The 19,335-nt window shown below is 43.1% G+C and carries 16 protein-coding genes and 1 pseudogene; 1 reads left to right on the top strand and 16 read right to left on the bottom strand.

Features of this window, described 5'->3' with window-relative positions:
* Positions 1-12 precede the first annotated feature (12 nt).
* The 6 genes from DW904_RS10415 to DW904_RS10430 all read right to left on the bottom strand — a co-directional run bounded on the left by DW904_RS10415 (position 13) and on the right by DW904_RS10430 (position 6,609).
* Positions 13-1,443, bottom strand: coding sequence for a hypothetical protein (locus DW904_RS10415; RefSeq protein ID WP_347562112.1), 1,431 nt, complete (start codon positions 1,441-1,443; stop codon positions 13-15).
* A gap of 7 nt (positions 1,444-1,450) precedes the next feature.
* Positions 1,451-1,693, bottom strand: coding sequence for a hypothetical protein (locus DW904_RS25480; RefSeq protein WP_347562106.1), 243 nt, complete (start codon positions 1,691-1,693; stop codon positions 1,451-1,453).
* A gap of 35 nt (positions 1,694-1,728) precedes the next feature.
* Complete coding sequence (gene mutL, locus DW904_RS25485; protein ID WP_347562107.1) at positions 1,729-2,211, bottom strand: DNA mismatch repair endonuclease MutL; 483 nt, start codon at positions 2,209-2,211, stop codon at positions 1,729-1,731.
* Positions 2,212-2,309: 98 nt separating this feature from the next.
* Positions 2,310-4,934 carry a DNA mismatch repair protein MutS gene (gene mutS, locus DW904_RS10420; RefSeq protein ID WP_243110374.1) on the bottom strand — a complete coding sequence of 875 codons (2,625 nt, stop codon included), beginning with the start codon at positions 4,932-4,934 and terminating at the stop codon, positions 2,310-2,312.
* Between the two features lie 120 nt (positions 4,935-5,054).
* Positions 5,055-6,344, bottom strand: a complete 1,290-nt coding sequence (locus DW904_RS10425; RefSeq protein WP_118580245.1) for a tyrosine-type recombinase/integrase — start codon at positions 6,342-6,344, stop codon at positions 5,055-5,057.
* A 67-nt stretch (positions 6,345-6,411) separates the two neighbouring features.
* Positions 6,412-6,609 (bottom strand): helix-turn-helix domain-containing protein, encoded by a 198-nt coding sequence (locus DW904_RS10430; protein ID WP_118580248.1) that lies wholly within the window; start codon positions 6,607-6,609, stop codon positions 6,412-6,414.
* A gap of 193 nt (positions 6,610-6,802) precedes the next feature.
* On the opposite strand from DW904_RS10430, the gene DW904_RS10435 reads away from it, so the two are divergent.
* Positions 6,803-6,994, top strand: a complete 192-nt coding sequence (locus tag DW904_RS10435; RefSeq protein WP_226818136.1) for a transposase — start codon at positions 6,803-6,805, stop codon at positions 6,992-6,994.
* Between the two features lie 251 nt (positions 6,995-7,245).
* Here DW904_RS10435 and DW904_RS10440 read toward each other — a convergent pair whose 3' ends face one another.
* The 10 genes and pseudogenes from DW904_RS10440 to DW904_RS10475 all read right to left on the bottom strand — a co-directional run bounded on the left by DW904_RS10440 (position 7,246) and on the right by DW904_RS10475 (position 19,333).
* Positions 7,246-9,312 carry an FAD-dependent oxidoreductase gene (locus tag DW904_RS10440; protein WP_117854335.1) on the bottom strand — a complete coding sequence of 689 codons (2,067 nt, stop codon included), beginning with the start codon at positions 9,310-9,312 and terminating at the stop codon, positions 7,246-7,248.
* A 26-nt stretch (positions 9,313-9,338) separates the two neighbouring features.
* A complete protein-coding gene (locus DW904_RS10445; protein WP_118580251.1) occupies positions 9,339-11,594 on the bottom strand; it encodes a glycoside hydrolase family 3 C-terminal domain-containing protein in 2,256 nt (751 codons plus the stop codon).
* Between the two features lie 23 nt (positions 11,595-11,617).
* Positions 11,618-12,994 (bottom strand): glycoside-pentoside-hexuronide (GPH):cation symporter, encoded by a 1,377-nt coding sequence (locus DW904_RS10450; protein WP_117854333.1) that lies wholly within the window; start codon positions 12,992-12,994, stop codon positions 11,618-11,620.
* A gap of 118 nt (positions 12,995-13,112) precedes the next feature.
* Positions 13,113-13,910 carry an SGNH/GDSL hydrolase family protein gene (locus DW904_RS10455; protein WP_180210996.1) on the bottom strand — a complete coding sequence of 266 codons (798 nt, stop codon included), beginning with the start codon at positions 13,908-13,910 and terminating at the stop codon, positions 13,113-13,115.
* A 109-nt stretch (positions 13,911-14,019) separates the two neighbouring features.
* On the bottom strand, positions 14,020-14,739 hold the full coding sequence (locus DW904_RS10460; protein WP_118580254.1) for an alpha-L-rhamnosidase C-terminal domain-containing protein: 720 nt from the start codon (positions 14,737-14,739) through the stop codon (positions 14,020-14,022).
* Positions 14,667-15,071 (bottom strand): MFS transporter, encoded by a 405-nt coding sequence (locus DW904_RS10465; RefSeq protein ID WP_195993080.1) that lies wholly within the window; start codon positions 15,069-15,071, stop codon positions 14,667-14,669. Before DW904_RS10465 ends, DW904_RS10460 begins: the two co-directional genes overlap by 73 nt.
* A gap of 91 nt (positions 15,072-15,162) precedes the next feature.
* Positions 15,163-15,750, bottom strand: coding sequence for an alpha-L-rhamnosidase C-terminal domain-containing protein (locus tag DW904_RS23860; protein ID WP_347562113.1), 588 nt, complete (start codon positions 15,748-15,750; stop codon positions 15,163-15,165).
* Between the two features lie 3 nt (positions 15,751-15,753).
* Positions 15,754-17,645, bottom strand: a pseudogene (locus DW904_RS10470) (family 78 glycoside hydrolase catalytic domain); the annotation flags it as partial.
* The gene (locus DW904_RS23865) at positions 17,549-17,956 is read right to left on the bottom strand and encodes a hypothetical protein (protein WP_243110375.1); all 408 of its coding nucleotides are present in this window, start codon (positions 17,954-17,956) and stop codon (positions 17,549-17,551) included. The gene DW904_RS23865 and the pseudogene DW904_RS10470, both read right to left, overlap by 97 nt.
* 24 nt (positions 17,957-17,980) lie before the next feature.
* The gene (locus tag DW904_RS10475; RefSeq protein ID WP_117993828.1) at positions 17,981-19,333 is read right to left on the bottom strand and encodes a glycoside-pentoside-hexuronide (GPH):cation symporter; all 1,353 of its coding nucleotides are present in this window, start codon (positions 19,331-19,333) and stop codon (positions 17,981-17,983) included.
* Positions 19,334-19,335: the final 2 nt, after the last annotated feature.

Consider the following 19,335-nt stretch of genomic DNA (forward strand, 5'->3'; position numbering starts at 1 on the left):
AATCTCTCCTGTTTATACAATTCGCTTAAATTTCTTTTCAATTTCTGTCTTTGTCATCGCAATGATAGTGGGACGGCCATGAGGACAATTATATGGATTGTCCAGAGTAAGAAGCTCGTCGATCAGCTTATCTGCCTCCAGAGCAGACATCTGATGATTTCCTTTGACAGCAGATTTGCATGCCATTGTGGCAAGTCTTGCTGTGAAAAGGTCAAAAGCATCCTTTGCACCTTCTCCTCCCAGATTGTCAAGCATTTCCAGAAAGAGTTCTTCTTCATGGAATCCGTACAAATTTGTCGGAACTGCACTGATACAGTATTCCCTTCCACCAAAGGGTTCAATCTCAAAACCGTATTTCCTGAAATATTCTTCGTTGGCTTTTAATTTCGCCTGTTCATCCATGTTCAAGGTCACCACAAGCGGAGGATTCAGATATTGCGATTCAATGGACTGTTCTTTAAAACGTTTTACAAAGCGCTCATAATTTACCTTTTCGTGAGCTGCATGCTGGTCGATAATGTAAAACTGGTTTTCAAATTCCACCAGCCAGTAGGTGTCAAACAACTGGCCAATCAGCTTATGGCGGCTTCGGGATTCTGGTGCCAGAAGTTTCTCCTGAAAAAGCTCAAGCTGCTTTCCCCCAACGGATGGATATTCTGAGCCTGGATCACTCTGTCCAGGCTCAGATTTATCTGGTATCTCATAGTTTACGGATACAGCAGTCTCTGCCTGATTATCGGCTTCATTCATTCTCTCAACCGATATGTTATCTTCTGCCGCTTTTTCATCTGCACTTTTATCCGCTTTTTCTTCTGCTTTTTCATCCGCTCTTTTATCTGCCTCCGCAGCCTCTTTTAAAGTTCCTGCAAAAAGAGCTTCCTCTTCCTTGCTAAATGGCTTCGCCTGATAAATTGCCTGCTCACGAAGCACACTGCTGGCCTGACAGCCAGAGCTGTTTACAAGGCTTCCAGATGAATTTATTTTTCCAGTTGGAGCTGTTTTTTCAGTTAGAGCTGTTTTTCCAGTTAGAACTGTTTTTTCAGCAGCCTGTGAATAGCAGCTTTCATTATTCCCTGCGCTGCTTCGACCAGCTTTTTCAGCAGCACCTTCACAATGAAGTTCCGTCCTGCGGCTTTTCTCAAATGGCTCCGGAACTGCTCCGCGGCTTACTGCTGCCACCTTTGATTCCCGCTCCTCTTTTCCCACTGGAACAACCGGTATCAGTTCTCTGTGAAGAAGCGCATTGTGAACAGCCTCGTAAATGGCATCATACACCTCCGCCCCTCTTGCAAAACGAACCTCCAGTTTCCGGGGATGAACATTTACATCCAGATCATTTCCTGTCATCTGGATCTGCAATGACACAAAAGGAAATTTATGCTGCATGACAAAGCCCTTATATGCATCCTCAATGGCCTCGTAATAATATTGTTTTTCACAAATCTGCCATTTACATAGTAGTTCTCAAAGCTTCGGTTTCCTCTGGAACCTCCGGTTTGCCGGCGTATCCCTCAATTTTCATAAAATCATTTTCGTAGAAGACTTCCAGAAGTGCTTTCGCCATATCCCGGCCATATACATTATAAATAACATCCTTCACATTATAATTGCCGGAAGTATGCAGTTTCACCTGTTTGTTCTGAATATATTTAAAAGAAATCTCCGGATGGGAAAGAGCAAGCTGTTCCATCATAGTTCCAATATAATTTGCTTCTGAAGAATCAGATTTCAGGAACTTGCTCCGGGCCGGTGTGTTGTAAAAAAGATTCCGAACCAGGAAAGTAGTTCCATCTGGAGCTCCCATTTCCTCAAGCTTTGTTCTACGCCGCCTTCGATCACATAACGCACGCCGCTGATAGCAGAAGGAGTTTTTGTGATCAGCTCCACCTGGGAAACTGCGGCAATACTGGATAAAGCCTCACCACGGAATCCCAGTGAGGCTATGTTTTCCAGATCTTCTACTTTTTCAATTTTGCTGGTAGCATGACTTAAGAATGCCGTAGGTACCTGAGCAGCCTCAATTCCCCCTCCGTTGTCTGTAATACGGATCAGCTTCTTTCCTCCATCTGTAATCTCTACTGTTACAGCAGTAGCACCAGCATCAATGGAATTTTCTACAAGCTCCTTTACAACAGAAGAAGGGCGCTCTACCACCTCACCTGCTGCAATTTTATCAATGGTATGTTTATCTAAAACTGCTATTTTTCTCAAGTTTTTCTCTCCATATAAAAGCAGGTTGACCGCTTCGGTTCACAATACGGACATGTCGCCTGCCGGTGACAGCACCATATATGAAAGTCAGCTGTCAGTTACCATCTGTTCTTTATCTTATTCTGAAGATTGTATAACGTATTTAAGGCTTCCATGGGAGTCAGATTTCCAATGTCAATGCCTTTTAATTCTTCAATAATGTCATTGTCCTGTACAGTGTCAAATAATGACATCTGCGCCATATCCATTTCTACCTTCGGCTTCTTCTTCGGTGAAGCCAGATCTTTTACAGCAGCAGTAATGTCTGCATCGCTTAATTCCTCAACCAGCTCTTTTGCACGGTTAATAACAGAATCCGGAACACCTGCCAGCTTGGCGACCTGAATTCCATAGCTCTTATCTGCGCCGCCTTTTACAATCTTGCGGAGAAAAACAATATCGTCACCTTTTTCCTTAACTGCAATGCAGTAGTTGGTAACGCCAGATAGTTTTCCTTCCAGTTCAGTCAGTTCATGATAATGTGTGGCAAATAATGTCTTGGCTCCACAAAGCTTTGTATTACTGATATGTTCAATCACTGCCCAGGCAATGGCAAGACCATCAAAGGTACTGGTTCCACGGCCGATCTCATCCAGGATCAGAAGGCTCTTGGCAGTGGCATTTCTAAGGATATTGGCAACCTCAGTCATTTCTACCATGAAAGTACTCTGTCCGCTGGCAAGGTCATCTGATGCACCTACACGAGTAAAGATTCTGTCTACAATTCCAACCACAGCCTTATCTGCCGGAACAAAGCTTCCAATCTGCGCCATAAGTACGATCAACGCAGTCTGACGCATGTATGTAGATTTACCTGCCATATTGGGGCCTGTAATAATGGAAATTCTTTTTTTAGTATTGTCAAGGTATGTATCGTTGGCAATGAACATATCATTATCGATCATCTGCTCTACAACCGGATGACGGCCACCTTTGATATCTATAATTCCGCCTTCATTTACCTTCGGGCGTACATAATGATTGCGCTCAGCAACAAGCGCCAGGGATGCAAACACATCCAGACCTGCAATTGCCTTGGCTGTACGCTGGATTCTTATCACTTCCTGGCCAACTTTATCACGGACATTGGAAAACAGCTCGTATTCCAGGGCATAAAGTTTATCTTCAGCGCCAAGGATCATATTTTCAAGGTTTTTCAACTCCTCGGTAATATAACGTTCTGCATTTGCAAGAGTCTGTTTACGGATGTAGTTCTCCGGCACCAGTTCTTTAAACGTATTGGTTACCTCAAGGGCATAGCCGAATACACGGTTATATTTGATCTTCAGGGATTTGATTCCGGTACGCTCACGTTCCTTTGTTTCCAGCTCTGTAAGCCATTTTTTTCCATCTGTGCGGGCACTGCGGAATTTATCCACATCTTCGTTAAAGCCTTCACGAATAATGCCTCCATCCTTCTGGGCAAGGGGCGGTTCATCTACAATGGCGTGCTTGATCAGATCTGTAATATCTTCAAGACTGTCCATGTCCTCGTAGATTTCTTTCAGAATCGGTGCCTGAAAGTCCTTGAGAACCTGTTTAATATAAGGAATCATTTCCAGAGAGGACGCAAATGCTACCATATCTCTTGGATTTGCAGACTTAAAGCTGATGCGGCTGACCAGACGCTCCAGGTCATACACTGGATTGAGATATTCCCGGATCTCATCGCGGAGCATCGGTTTCTCATTCAGCTCTTCAAGAGCTTCCAGTCTGCGATTGATCTCTTCTGCATCGATCAGTGGCTGTTCCACAAAGGAGCGAAGAGTACGGGCACCCATGGCTGTTTTAGTCTTATCCAGTACCCAGAGAAGAGAACCTCTTTTCTGCTTTTCACGGAGGGTCTCCACCAACTCCAGATTTCGTCGGCTGGAGCTGTCAATCAGCATATAACGCTCTGCCGTATAAGGACGGATGGTAGTCATCTGAGAAAGTGCAGTCTTCTGCGTTTCCTTAAGATACAAAAACAGCGCTCCGGCAGCTATGATTCCACTGTCATAATCGCTGATTCCAAGGCCTTCCAGATTGGTTACGTGAAAATGTTCCCTTAATTCTTTTCTGCAGGTATCATCATCGAAATACCAGGCATCCAGGGAAAAAATACAAATTCCAAGACGTTCTTTCAAATCGTCTGTGTCAACCCCACTCATAAAAAAGGAATCATTACATATGATTTCAGCCGGACTGAATTTGTTGATCTCATCAACCAGTTTCTGGCTATTTGGTACTTCTGTAAGGAAACAGTCACCTGTGGTAATATCCGCTATTGCACAACCAAAGCGGTCTGCTATGGAGACAATTGACATCAGATAATTGTTCTTTGACTCATCCAAAGAAGTTGCATCTAAAGTAGTTCCGGGAGTAACCACACGGATAACAGCACGCTTTACAAGTCCTTTTGCTTTTTTCGGATCCTCTACCTGTTCGCAGATTGCAACTTTATGTCCCCGTTCAATAAGACGGTTAATATAGGTATCAGCTGCATGAAAGGGAATTCCACACATAGGAGCACGTTCTTCCAGACCGCAGTCTTTACCGGTGAGCGTCAGTTCCAGCTCCTTGGATACCAGAAGTGCATCATCAAAAAACATCTCGTAGAAATCCCCGAGACGATAAAATAAGATGCAGTCTTTGTATTCTTCTTTTGTTTTGCAGTATTCCTGCATCATGGGCGACAGTTTCATGGTTTGCGCTGAATCCCTTAATTTATGCGGGTTTGAAGCACCTGAAATAGTAGTTTGACCCCCATTTGACCCCCGGTTAGTATTTTGTATGTTATCAGTAGTATTCTTCATAATTTTCCTTTATTCTTTTTCTGGCACCGCCGGAACTTTTCCCTCATCGTATTTTGCAGCAAATTTTCTAAATTCATCTGCCACATAATCCTGTTCCAGATGTGTATAATAGTTCGTCATATTTACGCTTGTATGTCCCACAATCTTACTCACCGTAAATGGAGACATATTAGACTCATTCAGTTTGGTGACGAACGTATGCCGAAATTTATGGGGATATACCTCATAAAGACGAGGTTCCCTATTTTCTTTTTCAGCTAATTCGATCTCTTTTTTTTCAATTATGCTTATAATACGTGAACATTCCGCGTTTGCATATTGAGGAAGAAAAACCCCTCCTGGTTGTGTTGTGAATACAAGATCCGGAAAATCTTTGAGGAAAGGATTTTCCTTTCCCCATGATGATCCGCTTTTTTCTTTATCCGCAATCTGCTTTTTCTCCCAAGAGTGAAATGCCAATTCAACACCCTCTGTCATAGGAATCCAACGATAACTTGCCTTTTTCTTAGGCGTCGTTATCTGTTTAACTGACTCTGGTTTTTCTAATCGATTTTTTCCTTCATCAAAATAAATCGTCGTTCTATTCAGTGTTTTATATACACGAATTCGATGACATTCAAAATCAATATCAGACCAGCAAAGTGCTGTAATTTCGCCAATACGCATTCCAGTATTCAAAATAATATAAAATAGTTCATAATATCTCGTGTTTTTTGCTGCATCAAGAAATGTTTTAATTTCCTCTGGTTGAAGTATTTTGCTTTCATCCTCCAATATTGGATCAACTGTTACTTTTTCGGATTTTTCTATTGCAATCCCTTTACAGGGATTCATTGGAATCATTTGATTATCTACCGCACTTTGAAGTAATTGCTTTACAATTGATAAAGTATGGACAACTGATGATTCCGCATAGCCATCGCTTTGCATTCCTTCAACCATATTGTAGATATGAGAGGGTGTGAGGCAATCAAGCCTCACAGAGCCAATAAAATCTGCACCCCGCTCAAATCCATCTACATATCCACGAACCGTATTAGCTTTAATTCGCCCAATTTTGTAAAGTTTCATCCATTCATCAAACCATTCAGAAACTTTATATTTTTTCGCTTTATCATTATAACCCAGAATATATTTTGCTTTTTCCAGATCACGTTTTTTCTTTAGTTTTGCCAAATTTCTATCATATAAATATTTTGGTTTCGGGGAACCTGGTATATAATATTTGGCTTGATAACGTCCGTCCTTCCTTTGCGAAAGTCCACTTCCTAATTCTTTGCCTTTCAAAGATTTTCCCATACTGTGTTCATCCTTTCCAGGCCAGATTTCAAGTACATCAGAATATTAACACGTTCTTAAAAAATATTCAAGTGTCCTGTTCCTCCAACCAGTGTTCGAATTTTTTTCTGTGTACAAGTGTTCTGCGCCCAATTCGGACGCAGAAATCATTTTCAGCCATTATAGTACGAACTGTTTTTTCAGATAACCCAGTTAATTCACAGGTTTCTTTTACTGAAAGAAGAAGTTTCCCATTTTCCTCCTTTGTGTCGTTCTTTTTTCTCATACCTACATTTCCTTTCACATATCAAATTCAACTACTACAATGTACCTTACTCCCGTAATGCCAATATTTTTTCTATTGCTTCCTGTCTTGTTATGCCTTCTCTTTTGGCTTTTATTGGTGTTAGTATATAACCATAGACATAAAAAGTTGAACAGCCTATAATAATCATAATAATGTAAAGGAGCTGTTCAACATGGCAAAAAACCAAAAGAAGTACACACAAGAGTTTAAGCAACAAATTGTGGATTTGTACAATACAGGAAATTACTCATTTCCTCAGTTATCAAGTGAATATGGCGTAGCAAAGTCAACTATCTTAAACTGGGTAAGAAATCTAAGTCCTATCCAGGTTTCTGAGACAGGAAAAAGGGCTTATCATCTTTGATAGAGCCGGCCCAACAAGCATGGTATTACATTTTGCGATTTTGCATATGAAAAAGGAATCAATGAACTCTTCATTGACTCCTTTGATGATTACATCACACAAATTGAAATACCGATTAAAACTTAATATTAGTCAGTATAATTCTGTATATGACATCCCTCAAAAATCGACAGCCTAATGGTATCAATAATTCTTATAGCAGTGTTTCTATAATATATTAAAAGCCTCTTTGTCCGCTTAAGAGTTTAATCTTACAAAGAAAATGCTAAATCATAAGCCTCCCAGATTGCTGTTTTCAAATTTCCAACCTTTTTAACATCGCCGACTATATGAATATTCGTTTTCCCCTGTTGTGTTCCGCCGTCAACAAGCCTCGTGTCTGGCATATAACCACAGCTCATTATCACGTCGTCGCATTCCAACTGTATTGTCTTTTCCGCTGTCTCAATAACAATTCCATTTTCAATGATTTCTAAGAGCTTTGCGTTTTTATAAATAGGAACTTCATAATACCGCAATAAGTCTCTCATACAACTGGAGTTTGCCATGCAGAGTCCCTTGGTCTTTAAAATATCGTCTGCCATTTCCACAATAACCGGTCGTTTTCCTTTCAGCACAAGGTCATAGGCAATCTCGCAGCCCGTCAAACCTCCGCCGATTACAGCGACGTCCTTTCCTACTTTTCTCCCCAGCAGATATTCCGTTGCTTCAATAGCTTTTTCCTGTCCCGGAACATCTAGCTTTCTAGGTTTTGCGCCCGTAGCAATGATAATTTCATCTTCTGTCAGCTCAGCCAGAGTTGTAATTTCACAGTTGTATTCCACTTTAATCGGCAGGCTTTCTATTTCTTGTTGAATCCATCTTATAAATTCTTTATCTTTTTCTTTGAATTCAGGTGCTGCTGCAGCATTAAACACACCACAGAGCCGGTCACTCTTTTCATAAATAGTTACCTCATGACCTCGTATTGCCGCAATTCGGGCTACAGTCATCCCAGCGATACCCCCGCCGATGACCGCAATACTTTTCGTTACAGCTGCTTTTTTCTCAAAATCATATTTCTGCTCACAGAATGTCCTAGGGTTCAACGCACAATGCCCTTGTGTTTTTCCATCCTCTTCATCGATTTCACAGCCAACGCCTTCATAATGATAAATCGGAAGACATGCATTATGACATGCAATGCAAGGAAGAATGTCGCTAAATTTCTCCTGTTCCAGTTTTACAATATATTCCGGATCCGCCAGGAACTGACGTCCGATTCCCATAGCATCCAGTTTTCCTTCTGATATAGATGCTGAAGCTTCATCCGGCTGCATTCTTCCTGCACATACCACAGGAATTTCTACCACTTCTTTTAATCGTGTCACCTCCGCCATGTTACAGTTTAAAGGCATATATACAGGCGGATGCGCCCAGTACCATGAATCGTAAGTCCCATTGTCCGCATTAAGCATGTCATATCCTGCATCCTGAAGATATTTTGCGGCTTTCAGCCCTTCCTCAAGATCTCTGCCGGCTTCTGTAAATTTCTCACCATAAACTGCCCCGATACCAAAGCCGATTGTCTTACTGGTTACGGAATACCGAAGGGATACAGGGAATGTGTCACCGCACTGTCGCTTAATCTCCTCTACAACTTCTTTCGCAAACCTGTAGCGGTTATCAAAAGTCCCCCCATACTGATCTGTTCTCCGATTCGTATACTTCGTTGTAAACTGATCCAGCAGATAGCCTTCATGCACGGCATGCACTTCCACACCGTCAAACCCTGTCTCCATACAAAGTTTGGCTGTCTTACCATAGGCATCCACATACTCAAGAATTTCTCCTTCCGTCAGTGGTCTATGTATAATTTCTGGAAGCCAACGGTTAGGCAGTTCACTAGGGGCTACAAGAAGATTATCCCAGTCAAACATGGACTTTTGTCCGGTTTCCTTCTCTTTTTCATAAAGTTCCTTTAATGCCAGCGGCATGGTAAATGTTCGTCCCCATCCTGCACCAATCTGCAAAAACACTTTTGCACCGTAACTATGAATTTCTGCTAAAAGCGGCTTTAGTCCTTCGAATATTTCTTTCTGCTCATAAAGCCACTGTTTCCCCACCATACTACGCAGAGTAACCATTCCGGGAATAATTAAACCTACATGATTCTTTGCACGCTCCACATAATAATCATAGATATCCTCACCAATTTTAAAAATAGGTAAGCAGTCTATCATGTTTGTACCTTCCATTGGTTCCAAAACAAAACGGTTTTTAATCATTACCGTTCCAATTTTAAATGGTTCAAATAAAATTTCGTGTTCTTTTTTCATTTTTTGAACATCCTTCCTCAATTATCCTATTGTGCAAGTAAGCAATTCAACTGACCGATCAGCTGTTCCACCTGTTCTCCCGGCATCTGTCCCAGCAGAGATTTCATCGGCATTTCCCGGATAACTTGCTCTCCCAGCTTCTTGTATTCGTCACTCATACCTTCTGCTGATGCGGCTGCTGCTGCCAATGGAGCCAGCAGTTCCGTAATAACGGGAGCGGTTTTCGTATGATCCAATAATTCTCCGAACGTTGTTGTGAAATCTACGCGAAGGGGCAGTTCTTTCTGTGTTTCAAATACAATATCAGCATGTAATCGGATGTCATCAGAAGCATGGCCGATCAGGATCCGGTATGTTCCGGATGGCGCATACCAGTTCCCGAGACGTTCTTCATAATAGGAAAGATCCCTCGCCAAAATTTCCATCGACACCGTTTTTTCCTCTCCCGGCAGGAGATGAACTTTGGCAAATCCTTTCAATTCCTTGACCGGTCTCTCCGATATGCCGCACAGGTCAGCCACGTACAGCTGTACGACTTCTTTTCCTTCTGTCTTTCCTGTATTTTTCACCTTGAAGGAGACCGTCAGGATATCCTCATCCGTCATTTGAGCCGATGACAAATTCAAGTCCTCATAAGCAAATTCCGTGTAAGACAGCCCATGTCCGAATGCATACCGCACCGGAACCTTCTTTGTATCATAATAGCGGTACCCGACAAAGATATCCTCACCATATAACACCCGCTTTCCATTTCCTGGGAAATGAAGGTAGCTCGGATTATCTTCCAGCCGGTACGGGAATGTCTCCGCCAGCCTGCCGGACGGATTCGCTTCTCCGTATAACAGCCAGTCACAGGCTTCGCCAACGCCCTGACCTCCGAGATACATTTCAAGGATCGCGCTTACTTTATCAGCCCAGGGCAGTTCTACCGGGCTTCCATTGTGGAGTACAACTACAACATTAGGCTGTACTTTCAACACTTCTTCGATCAGACGGTCCTGGCATTGGGGCAGCTTCATAGATGTTCTGTCATACCCTTCCGACTCAAATATCTCAGGCAGACCGGCAAAGATCACCGCGACGTCTGCTTCTGCAGCAGTCCGAAGCGCTTTTTCTAGCTCTTGTTCCGTCATCGCGTCATTTTCCATAGAAAATCCTTTTGCATAAGTCACGCTACGCCCTTTTTCTCCGGCAGCATCTAATGCCGAAACGACCCTGAACGGATTGATATGGCTGGAGCCGCCGCCCTGATACCGCGGCTTTTCGGCAAATTCCCCTATATAGGCAACCTTTCTGTCTGTATTCAACGGAAGTATACCGTTATTTTCTAGCAGGACCGCACATTCCGTCTCAATATCCGCTGCTTTTTTATGATCTGTTTCCTTATCAGATATAATTTCCGGACAATGCTGCTCTTCACCGGCAAATACAACATTCAATACCCGCTCCACCGCTTCATCCAGCACAGCTTCGTCCAGTCTTCCCTCCTGTACTGCTTTCACAATCTGTCTGTCATTGTATCCTCCGGAATAAGGCATCTCCAGATCCAGTCCGGCCTGCAGTCCTTTCACACGGTTATTTACAGCGCCCCAGTCACTGACGACGCAGCCTTTGTATCCCCATTCTTTTCTCAGGATATCTGTCAGAAGATATCTGTTTTCCGAAGCATATTCTCCATTTATTTTGTTGTAGCTACACATGACGGTTCTTGGAGCTGATTCTTTCACCGCTTCCTCAAACGCAGGCAGGTAGATTTCCCTGAGCGCACGTTCTGACACCTCGGAAGATATCGTCATACGGAGTGTTTCCTGGTTATTCAGTGCGAAGTGCTTAATGCTTGTCCCCACGCCCTGACTCTGTACTCCGCGGATATATGCCGATGCCATCCTACCTGCCAGATATGGATCCTCCGACAGATACTCAAAGTTCCGCCCGCATAACGGGCTCCTTTTAATATTCACCGCCGGGCCAAGCAGCATGCTTACATTCTCGGCCTGACACTCCGCTCCCAGCGTCTCTCCCATCCGTTCCATCAGGTCAACATCGAAGCTGGAGGCTGTTGCACAGGCTGCTGGGAAACAAACGGCCTTCACACTTTCATTCAATCCCAGATGATCCGTTTCCCCTTCCTGCTTTCTCAGTCCGTGAGGGCCGTCCACCATCATAACTGACGGAATGTTCAGTCGTTTGATTTCTTTCGTATGCCAGTTATCAGCGCCCGAGCAGAGACTTGCCTTCTCTTCCAGCGTCATTTTTGAAATCAGTTCCTTTATTCTGTCCATCGCAAAAGTCCTCCATTCTTTTCTTAATACTGATTGATCATCTGTGACTCTGCCTCTTCACGGCTAATCTCACCATTGTTGCATTTTGCCATCAGCTGGACATCATGGTCATTAAGCTTGTAAAGGCGAAGCATAAGCAGAGTGCAAATCCCCCCGATAATGCTGCCAAGACAGCTGAATGTCCATAATTTATCGGCAAATCCTGCCGCCTGAACAACGCCTTCTCCTTCCCGGAAGCCGATTAAAGTTAACGCAAACACACTGACTGCTGTTGCGACCGCTCCATTTAATTTTGTAAAAAATGTCTGCGCTGCAAACGTTACACCACGCATTTTTAATCCTGTCTTGTACTGTCCATACTCGTAGCAGTCCGGCGTAAACTGATACTGCAGTATAACTGCTATTCCCAGCGGAATTCCTCCTAAGGCATTTAAAGTCACATACACCGTCATATTCTCATACCCAGCAATGAATCTTACAATTCCCAGAAGTAAAGCGAAAACATATGAAATATAGAAGACTTTAAATTTGTCATATTTCTTGCATAATTCTACTGCCATAACCGCACCGATTAAGGTCGGAATAATCACCGTCATCGAAACATATGAGGCAGCTTCTTCACCGCCAAGGCAGTACCGGGCAACATATAAGCCCCAATTTGCACCAACATTAAGCAGGCTGCTGATGAGCGGAGCCGCAAAGAAAATCAATAAATATTTGTTCTTTCGCAGACATTCTGCCATATCGCGCAGCGTATAACTATCTTCTGCCCCTTCGTCCAGTGCTCTTTCTTTTTCAATTACTCTCTCCTTTGCGAACAGACAGATTGGAATCATCATAACAACTGACAAAAGAGATAACACAATTACTGTTGTCGCCCAGCCGCCTAACCGCTGCCGTACCAACGGCAGGACAATTCCTGTAACAATACCTGCAAAAATAACAAACATCCTTCCTATACTGTTTAGTGAAATACGTTCCTTCTGGTCCGTTGTCATCGTGGTGACAATACCAAAAATCGGCACATCACAAAGGGTATAGGCTGTATCCCATAACATATAAGCAAGTGTTGCCCATATGATTTTAGCCATCATGGGAATCCCGGTAGGTATTGTAAAAAGAAGAATGGTCGCCACCGGAATCGCTATGACAGATATTTGAAGCCACGGCAGGAATTTCCCTTTCTTAAAATTTACCTTATCCATGATCATACCGAAGATCGGATCGTTGATGGCATCCCACACTTTCGTGATCAGCGCCACGATCGCAACCAATGCTGCCGTTATGCCGATATCTGTAAAATATGTAGTCATATATCCTATCAGTCCATAGAATACATTCTGTCCCATAAAATACAAACCATAACTGATTTTTTCTCTTTTTGTAACTGCATTTTCCATTTCGTTATCCGTCCTTTCATTGTTTGATTCAATTATAAATAATCCCAAAGGGCAAATCACCAACGATATATAAGCGGTTTACCGACGAAACTTAATATAATAATCATCTTTCTAAAAATTAATATAAATATTCTTCCATCTTAGGCGTCCACCATTCCAGATATCCTGCCTGCGTCGGATGAACCGGATCTGCCATATAAACTTCATATTCTTTTTCAGAAACGTCATTCATCTCCTCGTCATTCCAAAGGTCGATCACGCCTATTCCATATTTATCCTGAAGCTCAAATAATACATCTACCATCTGCTGATACTGTTTACTGTCATATTTTGTTCCAGTATAAAAGATCACGGGACAATTCCATGTCTGCTTTGCATATACAATGATATATTCCATTGCTCCTGTTATCGTCTGTGTATCAAAATCTTCCAAATTTTCTGAACGGCTGAGTTCTCCTATCGGCATTTCCTTCGACGCGTCATTCGTGGAAAGCTGGCAGACAAATGCATCGAATTTCTCATCTGTACCGATATTATTTTTCATCCTCTGGATATAAGACGTCTTTCCGTTATCCACTAAAGTAGTACCACTTACGGCCTCTTTTACATACTCACAGCCATTTCTATAAGAGATATAATCTACAAAGGAAACATCCATTGAGTACAGCCCTAAAGTTACAGACGATCCAAGATAGCAAATACGCTTTCCTTCAAGCGGACTGTTTTCTAAGGGTTCTACATTTTCCAGACTATATTTTTCTGCGTTTCCTGGCATTTTTTTCAGTTTGTTCTTCCAAACAAAATCAAACGGTCCACCACCGCCTGCCGCCCCTACTAAATATGCCAGACCTATACCCACAGCCAGAATCAAAATTAAAACGACACTTAAGGTAATCTTCAATATTTTCTTTTTCATAATCCTAAACTCCTCGTATTATTTTCAACTTTCGTATTAAGAAAAACTGACCGTCTGCTTTTGCCGGTCAGTTCTCACAAATACTGTCATTTTATTTCCTTTGATACTTTTATTCAAACTGATATATTCCGCTCCCCACCTCATACAATCTGCCATCCGGCAGTTTTACAGTGGCAGTTGTGTTACAGGGAATCTCCACTTTCAATTTAAATTTCCCCTCTTCCATACTCCACTCTGCCCCTACTTTACCGTACTCACTCATATAGGTACGTTTTGCACTTGTAAACGCATTATTCGGCTCCGGCGCAATCACAATCTTCTTAAATCCGGAAGCAGCCATATCAATGCCGCTTATCTTCCGGAACATCCAGTCGTCCACGCATCCAAAGGCATAATGGTTCAGGCTTGTCATAACCGGAGACCCGTCCTCCTTGTAAGAAATGTAATTTTCCCAGATTGTTGTCGCTCCCTGCTTCACCTCATAAAGCCATGACGGGCACTTTGTCTGGAGCAGGATTTTATATGCCTTGTCCATCCTGCCGATCTTACAGAGTGCATCCAGCAGATACGGTGTCGTCAGGAATCCTGTATCCAGACAATCCCCGTTTTCTTCTATCTTGCGGATCAAATGTCCGGCGATACTTTTTTTCTTCCTTTCAGGAGCAAGATCAAATGCGATTGCCAGCACATAACTGCCCATAAAATCAAGAGGCATCTTCCCATCATCATCGATCAGTCCTTTTTGAATGGCAGATTTCATTCTGGACGCAATGTCATCATAGTATAATTCGTCTGATGTATGCCCGAGGAGTGCTGCTGTATCTGCCATGATCCGACAGGAATTCCATCCAAAGATTGGCGCGCAGTATACAGAAGTATTGAATAGGTAACATAAACGATCACATATTTTCCTACAGGACTCCAGACAGCGCCAAACCACAGCAGAATATAGTTTATGACACAGATAATGGTTCCCAGAATCAGCATAGGGCGAAATTTTCCCATTTTTGTTACGGGAAATCTATCCAGAATAAAGCCCATGACAGGATCGCTGATTCCATCCATTACCTTAGAGATTAAAAACAAGGTCGCAAGCGCCTTGGGATCCAGTCCCACCACAGTTGTGTAATAGATCATAAAATATACGGATAAAAGTGTCATAAGCGGTATGTTTCCTGCACATACCATCAACATCCCTATTTTTCAGATAATTTTACTTTCTGATTTTCTTTCTTCATCTCTCTGCTCCTTATTAGAAGTTTGCCAGTGCAATATCCAGCATCTGTGCTTCCTCTGGTTTGATTTCTCCTGCGAATGTTTTCGCGACATCTCTAAGCGAAAGTCCATATGCAATATCCGGAATCATATCCACTTCCATCATTTGAGAAAGAAACGCGCGAATATCCGGATGGTTCAGCAGTTCTTCCATTGTCGAATCTATGCTGTATTTCCTCTTTAAAGGCTGTGACGCCTCATAAGTGACTTCATATTCTCCGGCTTTCACACGGCAAATTCCGTTTTCTACATCTTCAAACAGTGGGTTTTCTTTATCTTCATATACAGATTCCGGCGCAAGTGGAAGAACCACTTCTGCCCTTCCGCCAAACGGAACTGTAACAGTGACAGTGATTTTATTATCCCCTGATATCTCCCAACCGCACTGATAGCATCCGCATGCTGAATCATAAACCGCTTTTACATATCCCAGTCCGCGATTCACTTTCGGGCTGATCCGCATCACCCGGCCTCCCGGACTCTGTTCCGTCACATCAATCCCGGCCGCATGGCGGAAGATCCATTCCAGTACGGCGCCATATGAATAATGATTCAGGCTGTTCATTCCCGTGCTGGAGACATGGCCGTTCTCATCCAGTGAATTCCAACGCTCCCACACGGTCGTTGCCCCCAGCTTCACTTCATAAAGCCAACCCGGATATTCTTCGTTCAAAAGCAGCCGGTACGCCGCATCCGTCATCCCGTGGTCTGTCAGCACGTTGCACAGAAGCGGCGTACCCACAAACCCGGTATTCAGTTTATTTTTGTTGTCCCGGAGGAGTTTTTCATCATCTGCTTTGTCAGTTCTTCATTTTCAGACAGATGATACTTCAGCGCAAGGATAAGCCCTGTCTGCGTCTTCACCGCACATCTTCCTGTGGAAGTAAAATATTCTTCTTTCACTGCCCGCCACTGACGGTCTGCGATTTCCTGATATTCCTGTCTCGTTTCTTCCAGTCCAAGCACGTCCGCCGCCTTTGCGACTGTCTGGGCGCTTGCCGCATAGTAGATATCCGCGATATATGCTTCATCGGTCGCCCCGTACACACTGTTCGCGGCAGCGCCTGTACGGTCGAGAGCCAGCCAGTCTCCATAATGGAAGATCTGTCTCCATCCGTGATGATCTCCGTCAATCCTGCGAATATAATCAACCCATGCCTTCATGCTCTCAATCTGGCTTTCCAGGATTGTTTTGTCCCCGCTGAACAGATATACGTTCCACGGAATGATACACGCAGCGTCTCCCCATGCGCAGGAACATTTTGTCGGTCCGAATGTGGGGACAATCTCCGGAACCATTCCGTCCGCCAGAAGCTGTTCCTGATACATGTCATATAAATATTTCCGGTAAAACGCGTAGGTATCAGCCAGATAGCTTGCAGTCGCAGAAAATACCTGTGCATCCCCTGTCCAGCCCATTCTCTCATCTCTTTGCGGGCAGTCTGTAGGCACATCCAGGAAGTTTCCTTTCATCCCCCATTCGATATTGGAGATCAATTTGTTCACAAGATCATTCCCTGTCTCGATTGCCCCGATGCTCTCATAATCGCTGTAAAGAACAAGCGCCGTGAAATCCTCACATGAAAGATCCCTAATCCCGGTCACTTTCACATATCGATAGCCATAGTATGTAAAATGAGGCGTAATCACCTTTTCTGTACCATCAGAAACATAAATGTACTCCGAAAGTGCAGTTCTTAAATTCTCGTTATAGAAACATCCGTCCTGAAGCACCTCTCCCGTCTGAATCCTGATAGTTGTCCCCGCCGGCTCATGTACACGCAGTCGGAAGATCCCTGCGATCTCCTGCCCCAGATCAAATACATCTTCTCCAGCAGGCGTATGGATCAGTTCTGCCGGCTTCATCTCCTCCTGTACCTTAACCGGAAGAGATAACCGTTCCATAAGCCGGCCTTTCGGAACCTTTGCGATCCGCGCAGGAGACTCCTCTACCGGCGGCAGCGTATCATCTCTTCTCTCACCGTCATAGATATTGGAAAACCACAAATTGCTTCTTGTAACTGACCAGGTTTCATCAGAACTGATCACATCTTTCGTTCCGTCTTTGTACTCTATGTGAATCTCCGCAATCAGCTTCCACTCGTCACCGTAATATGCTTCCCGCTCCGGATCATTGAAACCGAACCTGCCTTTATACCAGCCGTTTCCGAGAAGAACAGACAGCACACCGCCTTGTTCTGCCTGTTTCGTGATGTCATACGTCTGATACTGGATCCACTGGTCATAATTATTGCAGTACGGAGTCAGATACTCATCACCGATTTTCTCAGGATTTTCTTTGCTTTCCCCCAGAAAATATGCCTCATACAATCCCAGACCGCAAATGTACAACCTTGCTCTTTTCACTTTTTTTTTCGGTTCAATCCTTTTTGAAAAAATCGGATGACGTTCCTGACTGCTGTCACAAGTAATCCATCTTCCAGTCCATGGTTCATCCATTTTGCAGTCTCAAAAAACTGTACATCTGATTCGATTACTTCCTCTACATCTGTTGCAACAATGACCTTCCAGTAATATCTTGTATACGGCTGTATTTCAAATTCTACTCTTGTAGAGAGGCTGTCCAACTCTGTTTCACCTGTATCGTAACAGATATCTGTAAAGGTTTTATTCTTGCTGATTACAATCCTTGCATGTTTCTGGTTCTGTCCCCTGCATCCTTTCACTTTCCATGAAAATGCAATAGTATCCATATTAAACCCTATCGGATTTGTGATATGATTTGTTTTTGCCGCATAAATCTTTCCCATGCTGATACTCCTTCTCTATCATTCTTATTCACTTATTCCCGCTTTTGACCGTTTCTCCCTCAACAGATATGTCTGCTCATTCAATTTTTCCTTGGTAATAGGATAACCTTTTGAGAAGATCACAATGGCCACCACATTTACGATTGCCGGCAATATTAGCACACAGAGGACGATCACATTAATCACATCGTCATTCTGTACTGCCGCCTTACTGTCAAATCCTGCTAACTGCAGCAGATACCCCGGAATCGCACCACCGATTCCCATTGCACACTTGGAGACAAAGCTGGAAAGAGATGCGACAGCACCTTCTGCCCTAATTCCCATAGACACTTCGATATAATCTGTATTATCTGCCTGTATTCCATAATTAAGAGGTGCTGCAAAGCCGGCTCCTATTCCTGCAATCAATACAGAGACAATAAGAAGGGGAATGCTCCTCACATCCAACAGACGGATGATTGGTGCAAGTCCTGCAAGTGCAAGTCCAATCGCATACATTTTCTTCTTTCCAAACCTTCCAATCAGATTACCAATGACCATTGTAGCCGGAAAAACAGCAACACATGTAATAAGCGTAATAATAGACGCCAACGTCAGGTCTTCAAAAATATATGTATAAAAGTATGTATTTGCTGCATTCACGATATTGCTTCCAATCGAATATAACAGTACAGCAAGGAATGTAATGTACACCGGCTTCTGACTGAGAATCTTGAATAATTCTTTTACAGAATAGCTGTTCTCCATCTGTGGTTTTACACGTTCTTTTACTCCCATGGTTCCTATAATAGAGAAGAAAAAAATCACTGCTGTCATGATCAGAACAAGATTAATATATCCCTGTTTGTTAGAAGTATCTCCAAGAATAAGTGGAGCTGCCACACCGATTACAAGCGCCCCGATCACATATGCAAGCCCTTTGATTGTACTTAAGCTGTTCCTTTCTTTCATATCTTCTGTCATAACCGGCAGAAGACTGTTCAGCGAAATATCCATGACTGGGAACAACACACCAAGCAGAATATACGATACATATGCGATTGCCAGTTTCCCCGATGTTGATAACATAGGTCCAAACCAAAGCAGAAGGAAATTGACGCTACACAGAATTGTTCCCAGAATCAATGTCGGTCGGAAATGTCCCATTTTTCTGGTCGGAAGATGGTCGATTATAAATCCAACTAACGGATCGTTAATAGCATCTAGAAAGCGTGCGATCAGGAACAGTGTCGCACATGCAGCAGGACTCAAGCCGCATATATTGGTATAAAAAATTAGTAAATATCCGTTGATCAGTGTCATAATCGGAATGTTTCCAAAGTTTGCCATTGCAAATGACAGCTTTTCTCTCATTTTTATCTTATCTTGATTCATAT

This window comes from Ruminococcus sp. AM42-11 (assembly GCF_003480145.1).
Classification (GTDB): Bacteria; Bacillota; Clostridia; order Lachnospirales; family Lachnospiraceae; genus Blautia_A; species Blautia_A faecis.

Excerpts from the sequence above, each read along its gene's own strand:
- DW904_RS25480 (WP_347562106.1), bottom strand. The coding sequence starts at position 1,693 with ATGATGGAACAGCTTGCTCTTTCCCATCCGGAGATTTCTTTTAAATAT.
- mutS (WP_243110374.1), bottom strand. The coding sequence starts at position 4,934 with ATGAAACTGTCGCCCATGATGCAGGAATACTGCAAAACAAAAGAAGAA.
- DW904_RS10425 (WP_118580245.1), bottom strand. The coding sequence starts at position 6,344 with ATGGGAAAATCTTTGAAAGGCAAAGAATTAGGAAGTGGACTTTCGCAA.
- DW904_RS10430 (WP_118580248.1), bottom strand. The coding sequence starts at position 6,609 with ATGAGAAAAAAGAACGACACAAAGGAGGAAAATGGGAAACTTCTTCTT.
- DW904_RS10435 (WP_226818136.1), top strand. The coding sequence starts at position 6,803 with ATGGCAAAAAACCAAAAGAAGTACACACAAGAGTTTAAGCAACAAATT.
- DW904_RS10440 (WP_117854335.1), bottom strand. The coding sequence starts at position 9,312 with ATGAAAAAAGAACACGAAATTTTATTTGAACCATTTAAAATTGGAACG.
- DW904_RS10445 (WP_118580251.1), bottom strand. The coding sequence starts at position 11,594 with ATGGACAGAATAAAGGAACTGATTTCAAAAATGACGCTGGAAGAGAAG.
- DW904_RS10450 (WP_117854333.1), bottom strand. The coding sequence starts at position 12,994 with ATGGAAAATGCAGTTACAAAAAGAGAAAAAATCAGTTATGGTTTGTAT.
- DW904_RS10455 (WP_180210996.1), bottom strand. The coding sequence starts at position 13,910 with ATGAAAAAGAAAATATTGAAGATTACCTTAAGTGTCGTTTTAATTTTG.
- DW904_RS10460 (WP_118580254.1), bottom strand. The coding sequence starts at position 14,739 with ATGGCAGATACAGCAGCACTCCTCGGGCATACATCAGACGAATTATAC.
- DW904_RS10465 (WP_195993080.1), bottom strand. The coding sequence starts at position 15,071 with ATGACACTTTTATCCGTATATTTTATGATCTATTACACAACTGTGGTG.
- DW904_RS23860 (WP_347562113.1), bottom strand. The coding sequence starts at position 15,750 with ATGAACAGCCTGAATCATTATTCATATGGCGCCGTACTGGAATGGATC.
- DW904_RS23865 (WP_243110375.1), bottom strand. The coding sequence starts at position 17,956 with ATGGGAAAGATTTATGCGGCAAAAACAAATCATATCACAAATCCGATA.
- DW904_RS10475 (WP_117993828.1), bottom strand. The coding sequence starts at position 19,333 with ATGAATCAAGATAAGATAAAAATGAGAGAAAAGCTGTCATTTGCAATG.